General features: G+C 68.9%; 12 protein-coding genes. 9 read left to right on the top strand and 3 right to left on the bottom strand.

Annotated elements, in window-relative coordinates:
• Nucleotides 1-61: 61 nt before the first annotated feature.
• Complete coding sequence (locus C593_RS29510; RefSeq protein ID WP_158686834.1) at nucleotides 62-2977, bottom strand: DNRLRE domain-containing protein; 2916 nt, start codon at nucleotides 2975-2977, stop codon at nucleotides 62-64.
• A gap of 1053 nt (nucleotides 2978-4030) precedes the next feature.
• On the opposite strand from C593_RS29510, the gene C593_RS0112345 reads away from it, so the two are divergent.
• Together C593_RS0112345 and C593_RS0112340 are read left to right on the top strand one after the other, a co-directional pair.
• Entirely contained in the window at nucleotides 4031-10762 is a 6732-nt protein-coding gene (locus C593_RS0112345; protein WP_018847595.1) for a polymorphic toxin-type HINT domain-containing protein, read from the top strand.
• A gap of 119 nt (nucleotides 10763-10881) precedes the next feature.
• Complete coding sequence (locus tag C593_RS0112340) at nucleotides 10882-11268, top strand: hypothetical protein (protein ID WP_158686833.1); 387 nt, start codon at nucleotides 10882-10884, stop codon at nucleotides 11266-11268.
• Between the two features lie 723 nt (nucleotides 11269-11991).
• Here the strand turns inward: C593_RS0112340 and C593_RS0112335 are convergent.
• Together C593_RS0112335 and C593_RS0112330 are read right to left on the bottom strand one after the other, a co-directional pair.
• On the bottom strand, nucleotides 11992-12390 hold the full coding sequence (locus C593_RS0112335; protein ID WP_018847593.1) for a hypothetical protein: 399 nt from the start codon (nucleotides 12388-12390) through the stop codon (nucleotides 11992-11994).
• A 451-nt stretch (nucleotides 12391-12841) separates the two neighbouring features.
• Nucleotides 12842-13666 carry a C40 family peptidase gene (locus tag C593_RS0112330; protein WP_026277612.1) on the bottom strand — a complete coding sequence of 275 codons (825 nt, stop codon included), beginning with the start codon at nucleotides 13664-13666 and terminating at the stop codon, nucleotides 12842-12844.
• A gap of 692 nt (nucleotides 13667-14358) precedes the next feature.
• Between C593_RS0112330 and C593_RS0112325 the strand changes: the two genes are divergently transcribed.
• Genes C593_RS0112325 through C593_RS0112295 form a run of 7 tightly spaced genes read left to right on the top strand, consistent with a single transcriptional unit; the run spans nucleotide 14359 to nucleotide 22100 of the window.
• Nucleotides 14359-14718 (top strand): NADH-quinone oxidoreductase subunit A, encoded by a 360-nt coding sequence (locus C593_RS0112325; protein ID WP_018847591.1) that lies wholly within the window; start codon nucleotides 14359-14361, stop codon nucleotides 14716-14718.
• 25 nt (nucleotides 14719-14743) lie between these two features.
• Complete coding sequence (locus tag C593_RS0112320; RefSeq protein ID WP_006133126.1) at nucleotides 14744-15298, top strand: NuoB/complex I 20 kDa subunit family protein; 555 nt, start codon at nucleotides 14744-14746, stop codon at nucleotides 15296-15298.
• Nucleotides 15295-16023 carry an NADH-quinone oxidoreductase subunit C gene (locus C593_RS0112315; protein ID WP_018847590.1) on the top strand — a complete coding sequence of 243 codons (729 nt, stop codon included), beginning with the start codon at nucleotides 15295-15297 and terminating at the stop codon, nucleotides 16021-16023. The genes C593_RS0112320 and C593_RS0112315 overlap by 4 nt, the downstream gene beginning before the upstream one ends.
• On the top strand, nucleotides 16023-17345 hold the full coding sequence (locus C593_RS0112310) for an NADH-quinone oxidoreductase subunit D (RefSeq protein WP_018847589.1): 1323 nt from the start codon (nucleotides 16023-16025) through the stop codon (nucleotides 17343-17345). The genes C593_RS0112315 and C593_RS0112310 overlap by 1 nt, the downstream gene beginning before the upstream one ends.
• Nucleotides 17342-18229: an NADH-quinone oxidoreductase subunit NuoE gene (gene nuoE / locus C593_RS0112305; RefSeq protein WP_026277611.1), complete on the top strand. Its 888-nt coding sequence runs from the start codon at nucleotides 17342-17344 to the stop codon at nucleotides 18227-18229. The genes C593_RS0112310 and nuoE overlap by 4 nt, the downstream gene beginning before the upstream one ends.
• Nucleotides 18229-19599, top strand: a complete 1371-nt coding sequence (nuoF, locus tag C593_RS0112300; RefSeq protein WP_018847587.1) for an NADH-quinone oxidoreductase subunit NuoF — start codon at nucleotides 18229-18231, stop codon at nucleotides 19597-19599. Before nuoE ends, nuoF begins: the two co-directional genes overlap by 1 nt.
• Nucleotides 19596-22100: an NADH-quinone oxidoreductase subunit G gene (locus C593_RS0112295; protein WP_018847586.1), complete on the top strand. Its 2505-nt coding sequence runs from the start codon at nucleotides 19596-19598 to the stop codon at nucleotides 22098-22100. The genes nuoF and C593_RS0112295 overlap by 4 nt, the downstream gene beginning before the upstream one ends.
• Nucleotides 22101-22137: the final 37 nt, after the last annotated feature.

The raw sequence follows: 22137 nt of genomic DNA, 5'->3' as shown, positions 1-22137 counted from the left end.
CGCGTGGTGGGCGGTGTGCCGTCGGCGGAACTCCGACGGCACTTTCCGGCGGCTCCGTCCCCTACCCGAGCGTTCTGGGACGGCTCCAGTCCGTTCCCTCACCGTCTGCGTTGATCACGAGACGCGCAGCGGCGTGCGAGCTGCGGCCTCCTGTGTACACATGCATGTCGCCGTTGGCCGCCTCAGCCCAGATGTCCGGTATCGAGTCGCCGTTGACATCCGGCGTCCCCATGAGAAGTGGCCGCTCGGCCGGACTCCAGCCCGTGCCGTACTCGGCATCGGTGCCGTTGCGGGAGGCCGCGGCTGTGGCGAGGGACAGCAGGTCCGTTCCGCTTCCGTCTGCCTTGCCCTCACGCAGGATCAGCCTTCCGCTGCCATGGGTGCGGTACACGAGATCCGCCGTCCCGTCGCCCGTGACGTCGTCCACGAGGACGATGTCACGCTCGTCCCATGCGGAGGCGGTCAGCTGGTGTGCCGTCGCGAAACTGGCGCCGGTGTAGCCGGAGATGGCCCACAGCTGCGGTCCGTAGCGGGCGAACAGGTCGGGCAGGCCGTCGCCGTCGGCGTCCCCGACGGAGAGAATCTGCGTCAGCTGGCTGGACGGCGGGACGTTCGACGGCAGGAGGATCTCCATGCGCCGTGCCACGTCGAATCCGCTGAAGCCGTCTCCCGGGTAGACGTACAGCTTCCCGTCCGGCATCCGGGCCACGAGGTCCTGCACGCCGTCGCCGTGGATCCAGTCTCCGTTGTGCGTGATGAGGGCGTTCTCCCAGTATTCGTCCGGTACCGGCTCCGGCTGCCCCGTTCCGGTGTCGTAGGACGCAGTGAAGCCGTCGTGCAGGTCCCCCGTGCTGTTGCCGGGATAGGCCCGGAGCCGGCCGGCTTCGTCGACCAGCAGGAGGTCGGGGTGCCCGTCCCCGGCGGTGTCGCCAGGAGCGTCCGGCTGGGTGCGCGGCGCCACGAGGAAGTGGTAGGAGGTGCGTGCGGAGCGGTTGCCCGCGCCGTCCACGGACTGCACGTACAGGACGTTGGGGCCGGCCTGCGGGGGTGCCACGGTGAGGGTGGCACTGCCGCCCGTCGCCGTGGCCTCGGACGGCAGCCGGGTGTCGTTGACGCCGTACTCGAACCGGGTCGCGCCGGTGGCACCGCTGAGGGTGAACTTCCCGGACTGCCCGAATCGGATGTCGGGCCAGTTCCCGTCACTCGCGTCGCTCTCGGGGAAGTCCTCGGACGACACGGCGGGGGCCTCGGGGGCCTTGAGGTCGGCGATGAAGCGGCAGGGCAGCGTGCCGGCCGGCGCGAAAGTGGAGACCGCTCCCTCGGTGTCCACCGAGCGGACGTCCCACGAATAGGTCGCTCCGTCGGTGAGGATGTTCCAGTTGACGTCGTGATGCGCGTACCCCTTGCTGTCGGGGGTCACGTTCTTGTCCACGAGCATCTTGGTCTGTCCGGTGATCCACAGCCTGAAGTTGAGGTATTTCAGGTTGCCGTCGGGGTCGGAGCCCTTTGCCCGGAAGGTCAGGGAGGACTTGCCGACCCGCTCGTAGGGGGAGGCGAGGTCGCAGTCGGGGCCCGGCGTCATTGTCTGAGAGGTCGGCAGGGCGGGAGCGCGGTTGTAGACGATCTCGAGGTAGGGAGAGCTCTCGCCGTTGGCGAGGAACTTCTTCCAGGCGTTGTGGTCACGCTCGTCAGCCGCCCTCAGCCCCATCGTGAGTGTCGACAGCTTCTTCGTCGCGCCGAGCTGTGCTGCCGACTTGACGTCGTGTGCGACCCACTTGTCGGGGCAGGTGCCTGCCTTGTACCCGTGTCCGTTGGTTCCGCTGGAGAGGTAGTCGATCACCCCGGGCTGGTTGGCCCAGGTGGTGGAGCTGGAGATCACCCCGGTGAGGTAGACGTGGTACTTGCGTGGGGCACAGCCCCACGAGTAGGTCTGCAGTGCCTGGAACTTGGCGGACTTGATGCTCGCCCCATGCAGCTTGGAGCTGAACTCGAAGGTGAACACCGATCGTGAGAGGCCTCCGGTGGTGGACTCGTAGCCCACGCGTGCCTCGTTGGTGCCGTCGTTGAAGTTCTGCCCGTTCCAGAAGCTGGAGGTTCGTGCCGACTCGTAGAGCAGGGTCCAGTTCTTCTTGCGGCCCTTGAACGACGGGTCCAGGAACAGCGGGTAGACCAGGTCCGGATCGGCGAGGGCTTTCGGGTCCGCCTCGATCGTGAGGGTGCCGTCCTTCGCGAGACCTGCTCCCAGTGGCCGGGAGTTCGTGCCGGGTTGCGGACCGGCCAGCCCGGGCAGCGTCAGCGCGGTCCCCTCGATGGCCGGGTCGGGAGACGCGGAAGCGGAGTCCTCCCCGAGGGTGACGGCGGGTTCGCCGGCGGAGTCCCAGAGATAGGGCGTCGGCGCTGCCGCCATCTCCCTGCCCTCGCTGTCCTGCGCACTCACACTGCTGGATGCTTCGTCGAGTTGGAAGGTGAGGCTCGCGGATTCCAGGAGGTAGCGGAGGTCCGACAGCAGGGGGTCCTGGGCGGCCTCGCGGGATTGCACGATCAGCACGTGGGAGAAGCCGCTGTCGCGGGCGGTGAGGAGGAGGTCGATGTCCGGCCGGATGTCCTCGTACAGGGCACGGGGGCCGGAGACGACGGGTTGAGGGAGCGGACCCGGCCAGCTCACCACCACGTCGTGTCCGCCGGTGCTCAGACGGACGAGTTCGCTCCACTCACCCTCCGTGGCGCCGGTCTTCGCCGCTCCCGCACGCACCTGAGCCGAGTTGGATGCCGAGGAGCCGAGTGCTGGGCGCACGAAGCCGCGTGAGGCCCGTTCGGCGCGGCCGGCCGAGCCGCTTCCCCCGCTGAACAGCAGGGGGTCGTTCACCGCACGGGGGGCGTAGCCGCCCTCGACCTCGCGCAGTGAGGTGTCGATGGGCTTCCAGCCCCCGTCCACACGGGCACGGACCGTGTCGCTGTAGGTACGCGTCCTCAACATGCCGTCAGGCTGAGCCCACGTCGTCGAGTTCGAGGTGTGCCACGCAGTGACCTGGACGTCCTTGCCCGACACTGCCGCCCGTCGGACCGCCTCGTCGACCCCGACCGGTCCGGGAGCCTTCTCGGACCGGGTGGCGGGGTCCCCGGGTGCCGAGTCACCACCGAGGACCACCAGCGAGGGAGTGGCTAGAGCGAGCGCGACCACAGCCACGAGAGCGATGGTCTTCCGGCGTCCGAGGCGTGTACGTCGGCCGCCCGGGAGAGCTGTGCCGCTGTTCTGCTTCGCCCCCGGTGGGAACTCGACGTCCCCGGCAGCCTTCGCGCTGTCCATCTCTCCCTCTCCCCCAGGAGCCGACCGCCGAACTGCCCGGTCGTCCTGGCTGATGTGCCGCTGTGCGCGTGCAGAGCATGGCTCATCTTCACGAATTCGTCACGGGCCTGCCGTCGGTCGCCCCGGTGCCACCGGATCGTAGGCAGGCGGCAGTCGGTGTCACCGGGTCCCGTCACGCCGGGTCGTCAGGTGTGCCCCGCTTCAGCCGGGGCGTAGGCGAAAGCATGCATACCGGCATGCACGGACCGTGCCGCCGGATGCTTCGAGGTGATCTCCAACGAAACCGGTGATCTTCGCACGTATACCCGAAGAGATCTCCTCTGGCATGGATCACCCCTGATGAGGGGCATGATCGCAAAGTCCGCCCATGTCCCTGTGATTGACGGCACATGAACCACACCTCTGTGGATATTGAGTGTCGACTCCCTGCACAATCACCGGGCTATTGATCGATCTTCCTGCACCCCGCCTGCGTTCCGAAGGACGGGCTCGCAGCGGAAGTGGGGGGGCCACATGTCCGCGCCCGTTTCAGGGACTTCGTCTCGCCTGCCCGGAAGACGTCCCCCGCGTCCGACCACCGCCGGACTCCGACGGGCGCGTGCCGTAGGGCTGTTGCTGTCCGGAGTCCTCGTCACCACCCTGCTTCCGACGCAGGCGTGGGCTGTACCTCCGGCCGGCCCGCGCAACGGCGTCTCACTGCCCGAGCTCCAGCAGGAAACCCCTTTGCCGCCCGACGAGGCGCGGATCGAGGAACTGAGCGACTGGTCCGGCGCGTCGTCCGAGCCGCTGCCCGAGTACAACCCGTCGGCGGTCTCCCCGCCCGCCGGGGGCACCGAGAGCGTCAGCCTGGAGACGGCAGCCGGCGAGTTGGTCCAGGCCGGTGACCTGCCGGTCCGTATCGGGCAGGCCTCCGCGACTCCCGAGGACCCGGAGCCCCCGGCGCCCGAAGGCGACTGGTCCGTCACCGTCGAGCCCCGACAGGCGACCGAGGCCGCCGCCGTCGACGGCGCGATCGTCACGGTCACGCCCCCCGCGAGCGGTTCCACACCGATCGACGTCGAACTGGACTACTCGGCGTTCAAGGACCTCTACGGCACCGAATGGGCCTCACGCCTCAAGCTCACCCAGCTCCCCGAATGCTTCCTGGACACCCCCGAGCTCGCCGAATGCACGACCCCCGTCGACATACCCAGCCAGAACGATCCGGCCACCGGGACGGTCCGTGCGACCGTCGATCCGGCTGACGGCCAGACGTCCGGGGTCGCGACCCAGTCCGGGGGCGGTCCGGCCGTCCTCGCCGCATCGGACTCCGGTGCGGGAGCGGGAGGAAACTACAAGGCGTCCCCGCTGTCCCCCTCCGGCACCTGGTCGGCGGGAGGCAGCAGCGGAGGATTCTCCTGGAGCTACCCGCTGGCTCTGCCCGCCCCGCCCGCCGGACCCGCCCCGAAGATCGCGTTCGGGTACTCCTCCCAGGCGGTGGACGGCCGCACGTCCGTCGCCAACGGCCAGGCGTCATGGATCGGGGACGGCTGGGACTACCACCCCGGCTTCGTGGAACGGCGCTACCGCACCTGCTCCGAGGACCGCAAGGACGATCCCAACAACGACAACGCCACGGACAAGAAGAAGTCCGACCTGTGCTGGGCGAGCGACAACCTCTCACTCTCCCTGAACGGTTCCACCACGGAGCTGGTCAGGGACGAGGACACCGGAGACTGGTTCACCGCCGACGGTGACGGCTCGCGCGTCGAGTACAAGGCCAAGGACGGAACGGCGAAGTCGGCTCAGACCGGGAAGTACGACGGCGAGTACTGGGTCCTGACCACACGGGACGGCACGCGCTACTGGTTCGGCAAGAACGCCCTGGACGGGCGGTCGGCCACCAACTCCGTCTTCACCGTCCCCGTCTTCGGCAACCACAGCGGCGAGCCCTGCCGCGCGACCGCGTTCGCCGACTCGTCCTGCACACAGGCATGGCGCTGGAATCTCGACTACGTCGAGGACGTCCACGGCAACGCCATGGTCGTCGACTGGGTCAGGGAAACAAACGACTACGCCAAGAACGGCAAGTTCAAGGAGCACGTCAGCTACGTCCGTGGCGGCTACCCCAAGCAGATCCTCTACGGTCTCCGCGCGGGTGCCCTGGACGGGCCGCCGGCCGGGAAGGTGACCTTCTCCGTCGCGCAGCGCTGCATCAAGGAAGGCACCGTCAGCTGCTCCGACGCCGAGTTCAACTCCAAGAACTACGAGGAGAAGCAGCCGTGGTGGGACACCCCCTCCACGCTGCACTGCAAGGCGGACGACAACGAGAAGTGCTATGTCACCGGGCCCACGTTCTGGAGCCGGGTACGTCTGGCCGAGGTGAGCTCGTACGGCCAGCGCACACCGGGGTCGACCGCGCTGTCCCTTGTCGACAAGTGGGCACTGGGGCAGTCGTTCCCCAAGCAGCGCACGGACACGCACCCGCCGCTCTGGCTCGACTCCATCACCAGAACCGGCTTCAGCACGGAGAAGGACGAGGACGGCAAACAGCTCAGTACAGCCCTCCCGCCCGTCGTCTTCCTGCCGAATGTCATCGACATGCCCAACCGCGTGTCGAAGGGCTCGAAGGACCACACCCCGGACTTCGACCGCCTGCGCGTCGAGACGATCCGTACCGACACCGGCGGCGAGATCCACGTCGACTACTCCGACCCCTGCCCGACGGGTACGTCCCACCCTGCTCCCGACGACAACGGCAGCCGCTGCTTCCCCGTGCACTGGTCGCCCGACCCGGACCTGGAGAAGCCCGAGCAGGAGTGGTTCAACAAGTACGTCGTCGACCGCGTGGTGGAGAAGGACCGCGTCGCCCGGCAGCCCGACGTCGTGACCGCCTACACCTACGTCGGGGACGCCGCCTGGGCGAAGGGCACGGACGAGTTCGCCAAACCCGAACTGCGCACCTACGACCAGTGGCGCGGATACGCCGAGGTCGTGGTCCGCAAGGGCGTCACCGCCGGCGCGGGCGGCCCCGAGGCGACGGAGAAGTCCAAGGCGGTCACACGCTACTTCCGTGGCATGTCGGGCGACGCCGGCCGTCCCCAGATCACCGTCAAGGACTCCACCGGCACCGTGGAACTGGGCAAGGACCTGCGCGCCTATCAAGGCAGGCCCGCCGAGACGCTCACGTACACCAAGGAGGGTGGCACCGTCGCCACCCGGGAGCTCAACTGGCCGACGGCCAAAGTGCTCGCCACCCGCCCCCGGCCGGGTCTGCCGGCCCTGGAGGCGGTGCGCACCGCCGTCGTCCGCACCGACCGCATCGAGACGATCAGCGGCGACCGGACGCGAACCGTCCGCACGCACAACGTCTACGACGCCACGTACGGACTGCCGACCGAGACCCACGGCTACACCCTCAGCCCGTCCGACGCGAGCACACGCACGGACGAGACCTGCACGACGACGACGTACGTCCACAACACCGACAAGCACCTGATCGGCTTCCCGGAGCGGCAGCGGACGACCGTCGGTGATTGCGCCGACGCCGCGTCGGCCACCGGAAACCGCGTGGTGTCCGACAGCCGCACGTCCTACGACAGGACGGCCGGCTTCGGCCAGACGCCGACCAAGGGACTGCCCTACCAGGTGGACTCCGTGGACGGCGCCGGCACCGGCTGGGTCACGTCCGCGCGGAGCACCTTCGACGCGCTCGGCCGCCCGACGAAGGTCACGGACGCCGCGGGCAACAGCACCACCACCGCCTACAGCCCCGCCACGGGCACGGTGTTCTCCGTGACCGCCACCAACCCGCTCGGTCACACGACGACCTCCACGATGGAACCGGGCCGCGGTTCGGTCCTGGCCACCACCGACGCGAACGGCCGGAAGACCACCAGCACGTACGACGCCTTCGGCAGGGTCACGGCGACGTGGTCCCCCTCCCACCAGGGCGGTGCCGCGACGGTCCGCTTCGGCTACCAGCTGGAGGACGACGAGCCGCCCGCGGTGACCACCCGCGTCCTGCGGGACAACGGCACCTACGAGGACTCGGTCACGATCTACGACGGTCTGCTGCGCGTACGCCAGACCCAGTCCGAAGCCGTCGGCGGCGGCCGGATCGTCACCGACACCCTGCACAACGCGAGCGGCGGAGTCCGCCAGACGAACAACGCCTACTACGCGAAGGACGAGCCGACCGCCGCCGAGATCTTCATTCCCGAGTCGGTCACCGAGGTGCCCAACTCCACGAAGACGGCGTACGACGGCCTCGGCCGCGCGGTACGCACCACCAGCCTGCACCGCGACGAGCCGCACCACTCGGCGACCAGCCGCTACGAGGGCGACTGGACACTGACCCGTACCGGCATGACGCCCGACGGGTCGACGCCGATGCCGGGCAGCCGGGCCGTCAAGACGTGGACGGACGCGCTGGGCCGCACCTCGCTGGTCCAGCACTACACGGCCACCGACCTGACCCGTCCCATCGACACGTCGTACACCTACGACGCGCGCGGCAAGCTGGCGACGGCGAAGGACGCCAAGGGCAACGCCTGGACGTACAGCTACGACGTCCGCGGCCGGCTTGTAGGCTCCACCGACCCGGACATGGGCGCGGCCCACTTCGGCTACAACTCCCTCGACCAGCAGGTCTGGTCGCAGGACACCCAGGGGCGCAAGCAGTACAAGACGTACGACGCGCTGGGGCGGCAGACAGAACTGCGGGACGATTCCGCGTCCGGTCCCCTGGTCGCCAAGTGGACGTTCGACTCGCTGCCGAACGCCAAGGGGCAGCCGGTGGCCTCCACCCGCTACTACGGCGGTGCGGCGTTCACGAGCGAGGTCACGGGATACGACACGGAGTACCGGCCGACGGGTTCCAAGGTCACGATCCCCAGCACTTCCCAGACCACCGGCCTGGCCGGCACCTACGCCTACAGCACGACCTACACGCGCACGGGCAAGGTGCAGTCGGCGCAGCTGCCGGCGACCCCCGGCGGCCTGGCGGCCGAGAGGCTGATCACCCGCCACAACGGGGAGGGCCTGCCGATCACGACCACCGGGCTCGTGAACTACACCGGCGACACCGTCTACAGCCCCTTCGGGGAGGTGCTGCGGACGGCGTCGGGCCAGGCACCCCGCCGGGTGTGGACGACCAGTGAGTTCGACGAGGAGACCGGGCGGCTCAACCGCTCGATCGCCGACCGTGAGACCGCGAGCCCGCACCGGGTCTCGGCCGTCTCCTACGGCTACGACACGGTCGGCAACATCCTGTCGATCACCACCACCGAATCGACCTCGGCCGTCGACCGCCAGTGCTTCGCCCACGACCCGATGGGCCGGCTCACCGAGGCGTGGACGGGCGTGGCCGGTTGCCCCCGCTCCTCGTCGGCGCAGGGCGCCGGCCCGGACCGGAGCAAGGTGGCGACGGGGCCCCAGGGATCCGGCTACTGGCAGTCGTACGCGTTCGACGAGATCGGCAACCGGACGTCGATGACCGTCCGCGACCTGGTGAATCCCGCGCTGGACGACGTCCACACCTACAGCTACGGCACCGCTGTCCAGGGATCCCAGCCGCCGGCCGTCACCCAGCCGCACACGCTGACCAAGGTCGCCGCGAAGGAGGTGACCGAGAGCGGCTCGGTCGAGTCCCTGTCCACGTACGGGTACGACAGTTCGGGCAACACCGTCAACCGGATGCTGGGCGGCGACACCCAGAACCTGAACTGGGACCGGCGCAACAAGCTCACCTCGGTCGACACGGACGACAACGGCTCCGCCGACGTCACCTACCTCTACGACGCTGCGGGCAACCGGCTCGTCGAGAACGACGGCACCACCCGCACGCTGTTCCTGGGCGAGTCCGAGGTGACGGTCAACGCGTCGGGACGGGCCGTCCAGGCCCAGCGGTACTACGGGCACCCGGGTGCGCCGACCACGGTGCGCACCACGGGCGGCAAGACGAGCGGGCACACGCTCACCGCCCTGCTCAGCGACCACCACAACACGGCCACCGCGTCCGTCTCCCTCGGCGTCGGCCAGCAGATCACCCACCGCCGCTTCGACCCGTACGGCAACCCGCGGGGCACCGAACCCTCCAACTGGCCGGGCCGCCGCACGTTCCTGGGCACCAGCGTCGACGATCCGAAGACCGGTCTCACCCACATCGGCGCCCGCGAATACGACGCGGCCACGGGCCGCTTCATCTCCGCGGACCCACTCCTGGACCTGACCGACCCCCTCCAGATGAACGGGTACACCTACGCCAACGGCAACCCGGTCATGCTCTCCGACCCGACGGGCCTCCGGCCGGAGGGGCGGTGCGGAGGCATCATCACCACGTGTGGGCGCTGGAATCCGGAGAAGATCGAGGAGACCTGGACACAGACCAGCAAGGGCTGGCACTGGGAAGGCAAGCGAACCGACAGGAAGGGCAACTACGTCCGCTACGGCGTCGGCGCGGTGGGCAAGGGATATCACTACGAGATTGTCCGGGAGCCGCCGGCGACGTGGAAGGAGACGTTCGAGGAGCTGGCTGAGACTCCCGTTCCTGTGGTCTCGATCCCGGCCAGCATCGTTTCAGCGGGAATGGACCTTGCGAATGGGGAGTTCAAGGCATCCGTCTGGAGCCTTGCGGGTGCCATACCCGCAGCCAAGAAGGCTTTCCAGATCGCCAAGCACCTCAAACCGTGCTTGAAGAACAGCTTTACGTCGGAGACGAAAGTTCTTCTTGCAGATGGCACGGCGAAGGCCATCAAGGACATCAAAACCGGTGACGAAGTCCTAGCGACAGACCCGGAGACCGGGGAGACCACCAGCGAGACGGTCACGGCGGAGATCAAGGGGAGCGGTCTCAAGAGTCTGGTCAGGGTATCTGTCGAGGGCGACGAGGCCGACGGCAAGCAGCCCGCCACGATCACCGCGACCGACGGGCACCCCTTCTGGGTTCCTGACCTGAAGAAGTGGGTCGACGCCGAAGACCTGAAGCCCGGCCAGTGGCTGCGCACGAGCGCGGGCACTTACGTCCAGATCACCGCAGTATCCAAACCGTCTGCTCAGCCCGCAACGGTTCACAACCTCACTGTCACCAATCACCACACGTACTATGTGCTGGCGGGCGAGACGCCGGTATTGGTGCACAATGCCGGAGGGGCATGTAAGGAAGTTGTCCTGGATAGCTTTGGCAGCTTCGAACAAGCCCGGAACAAGGCGCTCGACCTGCTGGGTGATATCGATCCGGCGACCCGGCAGCCGTACATTGGCCGCCTCGAATCTTCGCCGACGACCTATGGCAAGGTAGTGGGGTTCACCACTCGGGTGAACGGTGAATTCAAGAGGTTCAGGATGGACTATGACCCGGTGAAGGGGCCGCATATCAACGTGGAAGTCGGTAAAGGTGACTCTGCGCGTAAGTGGGCCGTGCCATGGAATGGCACAGAAGACGACTTCGCGAGAATGCTTGGCGGTAATTCGTGACGCTCGAAGGTGTATACGGAACCAGACCGGACCTTTTGCCTCGATCCATGGTCCGAGTGGTTCGTGCAGATCAGCAGGGTGATCGACGGCTGACTTGGGTTGGGCAGCCAGGGGTGCAGTTGCTGAGCCTGGTACAGCATCTCCAGTACGAGCGTGAAAGCCTTAGCCGTTACCCGCGCAACTCTGATGGTGGGATCGAATGGGGCGCAGTGGCTGATGATTTGGTGCTCTGCTCGATGGAGTCGGATTCCATCGAGCTGAGCACCGTAATTCAGCAGTTCGCCCCGAAAGCTGACAGCCTAATCTTCTTCTGGGAGAGCCTGGCAGTTCCGAGTGTGGAGATGGGGCTCGAATCCTCTATCTCTCACCTGCCAGAGATCACGGAATCTGTGCCGGAACTCTGGATCTATTCTCCCGGTGATCGGATTGTGGTGGAGGTTTCGTTCTCTGGCGTAGTGACTGCGGCGCGCGTGCCTGTGGACGCTGATGACCGGAGTTCTGCGTAACGTCTCGAGACGGCTGCCTTCTGTAAATTCTCTGAAGATATCGCGAGTTGGCAGGATGGTGTTATCGAGGACTGGAATTATGTCACTGGGTACTCAGTGGGTCGTGAATGGCAGGTGCGGAATGGATCATTGCCTCCTGGGCATCGACTCGTCCCCAGGATCCCTTTTTCGGTCGGTGGAGAATTCTCTTCCGATAACACGGTTCCCGTGGAGGCTGCGGCTGCAATGAGGTACTGGGGCGGGTTCGCGCTTGCGATCTCGGATTCGCAGGACGGTGATCAATTTAAATTCAATCCGAAAATGATCGAGAAGTTGAGGTGCGCGATTTGGTCACCGACGGGAGAATCTGTTTGTCGCTGCTTCGCGTGAATCTCGTCAGCCGCACACTCTGATCGGCCAAAATTTGTGTGAGATCCATCAGTCCTCATCGACAGTGAGGTCGACGATGAGGGCTCGGATTGCTTTTGAACGGCAGTAGTCGACGCTGTGCAACGTCAGCGGACGGGGATGCTCCGGTCGCGGACCGGCCGCCTACTCAGGTTGATTGCACGTCTTGTCGGGCAGTGGCGAGTGTTGCCGATGAGGTCAAGGGCAGGGCTCCCCGGCGAGTAGCTCCCCGGGGAGCGACGCGCCTCCGTCGACGTTGGTCGACAATAGCCGGAGAGGCAACTGGAGCGAGGGCCTCTTCGATGCCGGCCCGGTCACGGAGGCGACCCCCTCCGGTCAGGAGAAGCCGAGCATGCCCGGGGAGTTGATGTCGATCGCGACGCCCCCCAGCGGGTACCGGTCCTCGTCGCCGGTCAGCAGGATCGGCATGCCGGTGAACTCGGGTCGCGGCAGGGCGCAGTAGAGCGCGTGGCAGGTGTCCGCGCCGCCGTAGCCGTCCCGGACCATGGTGCCGACCGTGACCGAGGCGACGGTGTCCAGCGGTTCGACGACCACGGAGGAGAAGGCCAGGAGGCGTTGCGTCGCGTTGTCGTCCGCGGCTTCCGCCTGCAGGAGGCAGAGAGCCGGCACCCGCAGACTGTCGCCCGGCGTGCGGGCCATGTTGCCGGCGAGCAGGTTCAGGGTCTTGTGACCCGAGGCGAGGGCCCGGGCGGCCGCGGTGTCGAGAATGATCACGCGTCGGAGCCCGGTGCCTTGCGGGCCTTGGCGGCGGCCATCCGGTAGATGGTGCCGAGGACATCGGGGGCCTGGTCGAACGCCTCGTCGCTGAGGTCCAGACCGATGACCTGCCGGACCGTCTCGCCCGGTCCTTGGCCAGGCGCTCCGCCCGCTGGGCCGCGGTGGGCTGGGCCTCCGCGAGGGACTGGACCAACCGACCGATCGTGACGCCGCGTTCCTTCGCCAGTTCGGCGAGGTGGTCACGGGCTTCGCGCGGCACCTGGATCGTCGTCGTTGCCGTAGTGTCCGTATAACCCCGCTGTGGCGCGTGGGTCGTGGCTTCACCGGAGCGCTGAAGGGCCGCCGCCCCCGGGATTCACCACGGGGACGGCGGCCCTGTCGCAGACGAGGCGGTGCCGGGCCTCAGACCCGGCCGGGCCTCAGCGGCCGGGCTCGGAGGCGCGCCGTCTCAGAGGACGCGGACCGCGCCGCTCGCCGGGTAGCCGGAGAGGTCCTGGATCACGACGCCCTTGCTGGGGTTGGCCGCGTCGAGGTACTGGCCGTTACCGATGTAGACACCGGTGTGGTACGCGGAGCCCGCGCCGCCCCAGTACAGGATGTCGCCGACCTGGAGGTTGGACGTGCCGACCTGGGTGCCGGCCACCGACTGGTCCTGGGAGACGCGCGGCAGCTCGATGCCGACCTGGCGGAAGGCGGCCTGGACGAGGCTGGAGCAGTCCCAGGCGTTGGGGCCCGTGGCGCCCATGATGTACGCGTCGCCGAGCTGGGCCTTGAGGAAGGCGACCACCGTCGCGGCCGAGCCCGAGGCGGGGGCGGACGAGGCGGGCTTCGAAGCCGAAGCCGAGGCCGTGGAGAGCGCGGTGCGCTCGGAGCTGCGGGAGGCGCGCTCCTGGGCGGCCGCCTCGGCGGCGCGGGCCCGCTCCTCGGCCTTCTCGGCCTCGGCCTTGCGGTCGGCCTCGGCCTTGGCCTTCTTGGCGGCCTTCGCGGCCTTGGCCGCGGCGGCGTCCTCCTGCGCCCGCAGTTCCGCGTCGAGCGCGATCTCCTGCGTGGCGGCGGCGGACTGCGCGACATGGGCGGAGAGCCCGGAGAGGTCGGCCGAGGTGAGGACCGGCATCTCGACGGTCTCGGTCACCGGGTCGGCGTTCGCTGGCGCGGAGGCGCCGGCCACCGCGATGGTGCTGAGGAAGCCACCGGCAACTCCGGCGCGGATCGAGATTTTCGACGAGCCGCGGCGGGGCTTCCGGTGGCTCGGTATGTGAGCGGTCTGGGACATGAGAACAACCGCTATCAGGGCTCGCGGGTTCCCTTCAAGAAACGTGTGTTGCGCCACAGTTACGACCGGAACCTGTGAATCCGCTCCCGCCCGGGCCTTATTGACGCCGTATCGGACAAAACGGACGCAAGTGATCAGGGCTGTGATCATGGGCTTTGAATAAAAGGTCCGAATTGCCGGAGGCCTACCATCGGCGCCGACCGTTGGCCAAGCCCGCTTTTGTTGAACTCTCCAGCGAGTGGCGCAGGTCACAGAATGATGAAGATCGGATCGGGTGCCGGCTCGTGAATGCGTGCACGCGTCCACCGGCGTCCGGTTCGTCCCACGGTCGAGTGAGGGTCGCCTTCCTTATCACCGACAGCCCGTCCATCGCCAATTTGCCTGCGCCGCCCAGCCCTTGGTAGTGGCGAAACCGCCCCGACCAGCGGTAACGCCATCGGATGTCACGTCTGGTGATCATCCGTGAGCTTCGTGTATGAAGATCACCGCTCCGGTGGCTTCATGATCCTTCGTCGGGTGGTGGAGATCACAAACTCGATGCCGGACCCCGTGTCGCAGATCACAGACCGACGGGCATAGGATGCGGGGCAGTCGGGCTTGTGAACTGCCTCACATGTACACGATCTTCGAGGCGGCGATGTGGTTGCCCGGTGCGGTCCAACGGTCAAGGACGACTGGAAGGAGCGAGGAGGGTGAATGCGTACGCGCCCATCCTTGTGCTCGGCGCCCTCGGGGCAGGGTTTGCGATCTTCTCCGTGGTCATGGCCACGCTTATCGGCCCAAAGCGGTACAACAGGGCGAAACTTGAAGCCTACGAGTGCGGCATCGAGCCGACGCCGGTGCCGGCCGGAGGCGGCCGCTTCCCGATCAAGTACTACCTGACGGCGATGCTCTTCATCATTTTCGACATCGAGATCGTCTTCCTCTATCCCTGGGCGGTCAGCTTCGACGTCCTGGGGATCTTCGGGCTCGTGGAGATGCTGCTCTTCGTGCTCACCGTCTTCGTCGCCTACGCGTATGTGTGGCGCCGCGGCGGCCTGGAATGGGACTAGCGGGACGGGACGAAGGGGCACTCCCATGGGACTCGAAGAGAAGCTGCCGAGCGGCTTTCTGCTGACCACCGTCGAACAGGCCGCGGGATGGGTGCGCAAGTCGTCCGTCTTCCCGGCGACCTTCGGCCTCGCCTGCTGCGCGATCGAGATGATGACCACCGGCGCCGGACGGTACGACCTGGCCCGGTTCGGGATGGAGGTCTTCCGCGGATCACCGCGCCAGGCCGACCTGATGATCGTGGCCGGCCGGGTCAGCCAGAAGATGGCTCCCGTCCTGCGCCAGGTCTACGACCAGATGCCGAACCCCAAGTGGGTCATCTCCATGGGCGTCTGCGCGTCCTCGGGCGGCATGTTCAACAACTACGCGATCGTCCAGGGCGTCGACCACGTGGTCCCCGTCGACATCTACCTGCCCGGCTGCCCGCCGCGCCCCGAGATGCTGATGGACGCGATCCTCAAGCTCCACCAGAAGATCCAGTCCTCCAAGCTCGGCGTGAACGCGGAGGAGGCGGCCCGTGAGGCGGAGGAGGCGGCGCTCAAGGCCCTCCCCACGATCGAGATGAAGGGGCTGCTGCGATGAGCGACGAGCCGAACCCCGAGAAGGAACTCTCCGAGCAGAACCTCCCCGGCCAGCGCGGCGACCACGGCGAGGAGATCCGTGTCCAGCGCGGCATGTTCGGCGCCGGCGACGGAGGGGACACGTCCGGCTACGGCGGGCTGACCCGGTCCGTGCGCCTGCCCGGACCGGCGAGCCGGCCCTACGGCGGCTGGTTCGACGAGGTCGCCGACGAGCTGGAGGGCGCCCTGGAGGAGCAGGACCTCCTCCCGGAGAACGCCATCGAGAAGACGGTCGTCGACCGCGGCGAACTCACCTTCCACATCGCGCGCGAGCACCTGCTCACCGTCGCCCGCACCCTGCGCGACGACCCGGCCCTGCGCTTCGAGCTGTGCACCGGCGTCAGCGGTGTCCACTACCCGCACGACAAGGGCCGCGAGCTGCACGCCGTCTACCACCTGCGCTCGCTCACCCACGGCCGGCTGATCCGGCTGGAGGTCTGTGCCCCCGACCAGGACCCGCACGTCCCGTCCCTGGTCACGGTCTACCCGACCAACGACTGGCACGAGCGGGAGACCTACGACTTCTTCGGCCTCGTCTTCGACGGCCACCCCGCCCTCACCCGGATCATGATGCCGGACGACTGGCAGGGCTTCCCGCAGCGCAAGGACTACCCCCTCGGCGGCATCCCCGTCGAGTACAAGGGCGCCCAGATCCCGGCTCCCGACCAGCGGAGGTCGTACAGCTGATGAGCACCTCGGAAGCATCCTCCCGCGAGACCACCGAAGGGACCGTCTACACGGTCACCGGCGGGGACTGGGACGAGGTCGTCCAGTCCGCGGCGAAGGCGGACGACGAGCGGATCGTCGTCAACATGGGCCCGCAGCACCCCTCCACCCACGGTGTGCTCCGCCTGATCCTGGAGATCGAGGGCGAGACCGTCACCGAGGCCCGCTGCGGCATCGGCTACCTGCACACCGGCATCGAGAAGAACCTCGAGTACCGGACGTGGACGCAGGGCACCACCTTCGTGACGCGCATGGACTACCTGACGCCGTTCTTCAACGAGACGGCGTACTGCCTCGGCGTCGAGCGGCTGCTCGGCATCGAGGACCAGATCCCCGACCGGGCGAACGTCATCCGCGTCCTGCTGATGGAGCTCAACCGGCTCTCCTCGCACCTGGTGTGCATCGCCACCGGCGGTATGGAACTGGGCGCGACCACGATCATGATCTACGGCTTCCGTGATCGTGAACTGATTCTCGACATCTACGAGCTGATCACCGGTCTGCGCATGAACCACGCGTACATCCGGCCGGGCGGACTCGCCCAGGACCTGCCCCCGGGCGCGGTCGACCAGCTCCGCGAGTTCGTGAAGACCATGAAGAAGAACCTGCCGGAGTACGACAAGCTCGCCACCGGCAACCCGATCTTCAAGGCCCGGATGCAGGACATCGGGTACCTCGACCTCAGCGGCTGCATGGCCCTCGGCGCCACCGGACCGATCCTGCGCTCCGCGGGCCTCCCGCACGACCTGCGCAAGACCGACCCGTACTGCGGCTACGAGGACTACGACTTCGAGGTCCCCACCGCCGACACCTGCGACTCCTACGGCCGGTTCCTGATCCGGCTGGAGGAGATGCGCCAGTCGCTGCGGATCGTCGAGCAGTGCCTCGACCGGCTGGAGCCCGGTCCGGTGATGGTCGCCGACAAGAAGATCGCCTGGCCGGCCCAGCTCGCGCTCGGCCCCGACGGCCTCGGCAACTCCCTCGACCACATCAAGAAGATCATGGGCACCTCGATGGAGGCCCTGATCCACCACTTCAAGCTGGTCACCGAGGGCTTCCGGGTACCGGCCGGGCAGACCTACGCCGCGGTCGAGTCGCCCAAGGGCGAACTGGGCGTGCACGTCGTCTCCGACGGCGGCACCCGGCCCTTCCGGGTCCACTTCCGCGACCCCTCGTTCACCAATCTCCAGGCCATGGCGGCCATGTGCGAAGGCGGCCAGGTCGCCGACGTGATCGTCGCCGTCGCGTCCATCGACCCCGTGATGGGAGGCGTCGACCGATGACGGACGTATCGCTGGGCATGCCGCACCTGCCCGCACCGGACTACCCGGCCGATGTGCGCGCCCGGCTGGAGGCGGACGCCGGAAAGATCATCGCCCGCTACCCCGGCTCCCGTTCGGCGCTGCTGCCGCTGCTGCACCTGGTGCAGTCGGAGGAGGGGTACGTCTCCCGCACCGGTATGCGCTTCTGCGCGGAGATGCTGGAGCTGACCACCGCCGAGGTCACCGCCGTCGCCACCTTCTACTCCATGTACCGCCGCAAGCCCTCCGGCGAGTACCAGGTCGGCGTCTGCACCAACACCCTCTGCGCGGTCATGGGCGGCGACGCGATCTTCGAGGAGCTCAAGGAGCACCTCGGCGTCGGCAACAACGAGACCACCGAGGACGGCAAGGTCACGCTGGAGCACATCGAGTGCAACGCGGCCTGCGACTTCGCGCCCGTGGTGATGGTCAACTGGGAGTTCTTCGACAACCAGACGCCCGAGTCCGCGAAGCGGCTCGTCGACGACCTGCGGGCCGGCGAGGAGGTCCGCCCCACCCGCGGCGCCCCGCTCTGCGGATACAAGGAGACCTCCCGCATCCTGGCCGGCTTCCCCGACGAGCGCCCCGGTGCCGTCGAGGCCACCGGCGGCGCGGGCCCCGCCTCCCTCATCGGACTCCGCCTGGCGCGTGGCGAGGCCGCCCCCGCCCGCGTCGTCCACCCGCGCGGCGAGGCCCCCGGGGAGCGCCCGGAGCCCGGCGCCGGCGGACCTCAGGACCGGACCGCCGCGCCCCAGGACCGTCCGCAGCCCGGATCCGAGCACCTCAGCTCGCACGATGCACCGCAGAAGACCTCGGCGTCCGACCCGGAGAACCCGGCCGGACCCGTCGCCGAGGAGGGGGAGTGATGACCGTGTCCACCGAGTACGGGGGCAGGCCCGAGGCCGGCGGGGGAGCCAGCGCCGAGAAGCTGCTCGCCCCCGTCCTGTCGGCCTTCTGGGACCAGCCGGATTCCTGGACCCTGGAGACCTACCGCAGGCACGAGGGCTACGAGGGCCTGCGCAAGGCCCTCGCCATGACCCCCGACGACCTGATCGCCTACGTCAAGGACTCCGGCCTGCGCGGCCGCGGCGGCGCGGGCTTCCCCACCGGGATGAAGTGGCAGTTCATCCCGCAGGGCGACGGCAAGCCCCACTACCTCGTGGTCAACGCCGACGAGTCGGAGCCCGGGACCTGCAAGGACATCCCGCTCCTCTTCGCCAACCCGCACTCCCTCATCGAGGGCATCGTGATCGCCTGCTACGCGATCCGCTCCAGCCATGCCTTCATCTATCTGCGCGGCGAGGTCGTGCCCGTGCTGCGCAGGCTGCACGAGGCCGTCCGTGAGGCGTACGAGGCCGGCTACCTCGGCAAGGACGTCCTCGGCAGCGGGCTGGACGTCGAACTCACCGTGCACGCGGGCGCGGGCGCGTACATCTGCGGTGAGGAGACGGCCCTCCTCGACTCCCTGGAGGGACGGCGCGGCCAGCCCCGGCTGAGGCCCCCCTTCCCCGCGGTCGCCGGTCTGTACGCGTGTCCCACCGTGGTGAACAACGTCGAGTCCATCGCCTCGGTTCCCGCGATCCTCCACAAGGGCAAGGACTGGTTCAGGTCCATGGGCAGCGAGAAGTCCCCGGGCTTCACGCTCTACTCGCTCAGCGGCCATGTCGCCGGACCCGGCCAGTACGAGGCCCCCCTCGGCATCACCCTGCGCCAGCTCCTCGACATGAGCGGCGGCATGCGGCCCGGCCACCGGCTCAAGTTCTGGACCCCGGGCGGCTCCTCCACCCCGATGTTCACCGACGAGCACCTGGACGTCCCCCTCGACTACGAGGGCGTCGGCGCGGCCGGCTCCATGCTGGGCACCAAGGCCCTCCAGTGCTTCGACGAGACCACCTGCGTGGTCCGCGCCGTCACCCGCTGGACCGAGTTCTACGCCCACGAGTCCTGCGGCAAGTGCACCCCCTGCCGCGAAGGCACCTACTGGCTGGTCCAGTTGCTCCGCGACATCGAGGCCGGCAAGGGCGTCATGTCCGACCTCGACAAGCTGGGCGACATCGCCGACAACATCAACGGCAAGTCGTTCTGCGCCCTCGGCGACGGCGCCGCCTCGCCGATCTTCTCCTCGCTGAAGTACTTCCGCGAGGAGTACGAGCAGCACATCACGGGCAAGGGCTGCCCCTTCGACCCGGCGAAGTCCACGGCCTGGGCCGACTCCCCCTCGGAGGTGACCGCATGACCGTCACGACCGGCGCGCCCTCCGGCGGCGGACAGGCCGCCGTACCCCCGGAGGACCTCGTCACGCTGACGATCGACGGCATCGAGATCTCCGTCCCCAAGGGGACGCTGGTCATCCGCGCCGCCGAGCAGCTGGGCATCGAGATCCCCCGCTTCTGCGACCACCCCCTCCTCGACCCGGCCGGCGCCTGCCGCCAGTGCATCGTGGAGGTGGAGGGCCAGCGCAAGCCGATGGCCTCCTGCACCATCACCTGCACCGACGGCATGGTGGTCCGCTCCCAGCTCACCTCGCCCGTCGCCGAGAAGGCGCAGCAGGGCGTGATGGAGCTGCTGCTGATCAACCACCCGCTGGACTGCCCGGTCTGCGACAAGGGCGGCGAGTGCCCCCTGCAGAACCAGGCCGTCTCGCACGGGCAGGCCGAGTCCCGCTTCGAGGGGCGGAAACGGACCTACGAGAAGCCCGTCCCGATCTCCACCCAGGTGCTGCTGGACCGCGAGCGCTGTGTGCTCTGCGCGCGCTGCACCCGCTTCTCCAACCAGGTCGCGGGCGATCCGATGATCGAGCTGATCGAGCGCGGCGCCCTCCAGCAGGTCGGCACCGGCGAGGGCGACCCCTTCGAGTCGTACTTCTCCGGCAACACCATCCAGATCTGCCCGGTGGGCGCGCTGACCTCGGCCGCCTACCGGTTCCGCTCCCGGCCCTTCGACCTGGTGTCCTCGCCGTCCGTGTGCGAGCACTGCTCCGGCGGCTGCGCCACCCGCACCGACCACCGGCGCGGCAAGGTCATGCGCCGCCTGGCCGCCGAGGACCCGGAGGTCAACGAGGAGTGGATGTGCGACAAGGGGCGCTTCGGCTTCCGCTACGCCCAGCAGCGCGACCGCCTCACCACCCCGCTGGTCCGGGGCGCCGACGGCGTCCTGGCGCCGGCGAGCTGGCCCGAGGCCCTGGAGGCCGCGGCCGAGGGGCTGCGCGCGGCGCGCGGCCGGGCGGGCGTCCTGACCGGCGGCCGGCTGACCGTCGAGGACTCCTACGCCTACGCCAAGTTCGCCCGGGTCGTCCTGGACACCAATGACGTCGACTTCCGGGCCCGGGTGCACTCCGCCGAGGAGGCCGACTTCCTGGCCGCCGCCGTGGCGGGCCTCGGCCGGGACCTGTCCGGCACCGGGGTCACCTACGACGGGCTGGAGGACGCCCCGGCGGTCCTGCTCGCCGGGTTCGAGTCCGAGGAGGAGGCCCCCGGGGTCTTCCTGCGGCTGCGCAAGGCCCACCGCAAGCACGGTCTGCGCACCTTCGCCCTCGCCACCCACGCCACCCGCGGCCTCGCCAAGGCCGGCGGCACCCTGCTGCCCGCCGCCCCCGGCACCGAGACCGAGTGGCTGGACGCCCTCGCCTCCGGCACCGGACTGGACGAGGACGGCGCGGCGGCCGCCGAGGCGCTGCGCGCCGAGGGCGCGGTGATCGTCGTGGGCGAACGCCTCGCGGGCGTGCCGGGCGCGCTGACCGCCGTCCTGCGCACCGCCGCCGCCACGGGCGCCCGGCCGGTGTGGATCCCGCGCCGCGCCGGGGACCGGGGCGCGGTGGAGGCGGGCGCCCTGCCGTCGCTGCTGCCGGGCGGCCGGCCGGCCACCGACCCGCGGGCCCGCGAGGAGACCGCGCAGGCGTGGCGGGTCCGCGAACTCCCGCACGGCTACGGCCGGGACACCGGCCAGATCCTCCGGGCCGCGGCCACCGGCGAGATCGGCGCCCTGGTCGTCGCCGGCGTCGAGCTGCGGGACCTGCCGGACCCGGCCGGGGCCCGCGAGGCGCTGGACGCGGTCGGCTTCCTGGTCTCGCTGGAGCTGCGGCCGAGCGAGGTGACCGAGCGGGCGGACGTGGTCTTCCCGGTCGCCGCCGTCGCGGAGAAGGCCGGCACCTTCCTCAACTGGGAGGGCAGGGTGCGGATGTTCGAGGCCGCGCTCAAGCCCGAGCAGATGACCCGGCGGCTGGCGCCGTCCGACGCGCGGGTGCTGCACATGCTCGCCGACGCGCTCGACGTGCACTTCGCGCTGCCCGACCTGAAGGCCGTACGCGCGGAGATGGACCGCCTCGGGCGATGGGACGGCCCCCGGGCCGAGGCGCCCGCCGAGACCGCGCGTCCGCTGCCGCGGCCCGGTGAGGGCGAGGCCGTCCTCGCCGGTCACCGGCTCCTCCTCGACCAGGGCCTGCTCCAGCAGGGCGACGAGGCGCTGGCCGGCACCCGGCACGCGGCGGTCGCCCGGCTGTCGGCGGTCACGGCCGCCGAGACCGGGGTGAAGGACGGCGACGAGCTGGAGGTCTCCGGACCGGCCGGTGCCGTCCGGCTGCCGCTGCGGGTCACGGCGATGCCCGACCGGGTGGTGTGGCTGCCGCTCAACTCCGCGGGTGACGGCGTCCTTTCGGACACCGGTGCCCGGCCGGGCGAGCTGGTGCGCATCGCGCCCTCGGCGGTCGGCGCGGAGGCCTCCGGGGAGGTGCGGTCATGACCGCCCGCACCGCCGGGACGTGTGCCGCCCGCACCGC

Source organism: Streptomyces sp. CNT372 (assembly GCF_000377145.1).
Note: the sequence above shows the minus strand (reverse complement) of the source record. Positions and strands in the feature narration are given on the sequence as shown.

Bases quoted from the DNA above. Each gene is read 5' to 3' on its own strand.
- nuoF (WP_018847587.1), top strand. From the start codon at position 18,229: ATGACCGTGTCCACCGAGTACGGGGGCAGGCCCGAGGCCGGCGGGGGA.
- C593_RS0112295 (WP_018847586.1), top strand. From the start codon at position 19,596: ATGACCGTCACGACCGGCGCGCCCTCCGGCGGCGGACAGGCCGCCGTA.
- C593_RS0112320 (WP_006133126.1), top strand. From the start codon at position 14,744: ATGGGACTCGAAGAGAAGCTGCCGAGCGGCTTTCTGCTGACCACCGTC.
- C593_RS0112330 (WP_026277612.1), bottom strand. From the start codon at position 13,666: ATGTCCCAGACCGCTCACATACCGAGCCACCGGAAGCCCCGCCGCGGC.
- nuoE (WP_026277611.1), top strand. From the start codon at position 17,342: ATGACGGACGTATCGCTGGGCATGCCGCACCTGCCCGCACCGGACTAC.
- C593_RS0112315 (WP_018847590.1), top strand. From the start codon at position 15,295: ATGAGCGACGAGCCGAACCCCGAGAAGGAACTCTCCGAGCAGAACCTC.
- C593_RS0112310 (WP_018847589.1), top strand. From the start codon at position 16,023: ATGAGCACCTCGGAAGCATCCTCCCGCGAGACCACCGAAGGGACCGTC.
- C593_RS29510 (WP_158686834.1), bottom strand. From the start codon at position 2,977: ATGTTGAGGACGCGTACCTACAGCGACACGGTCCGTGCCCGTGTGGAC.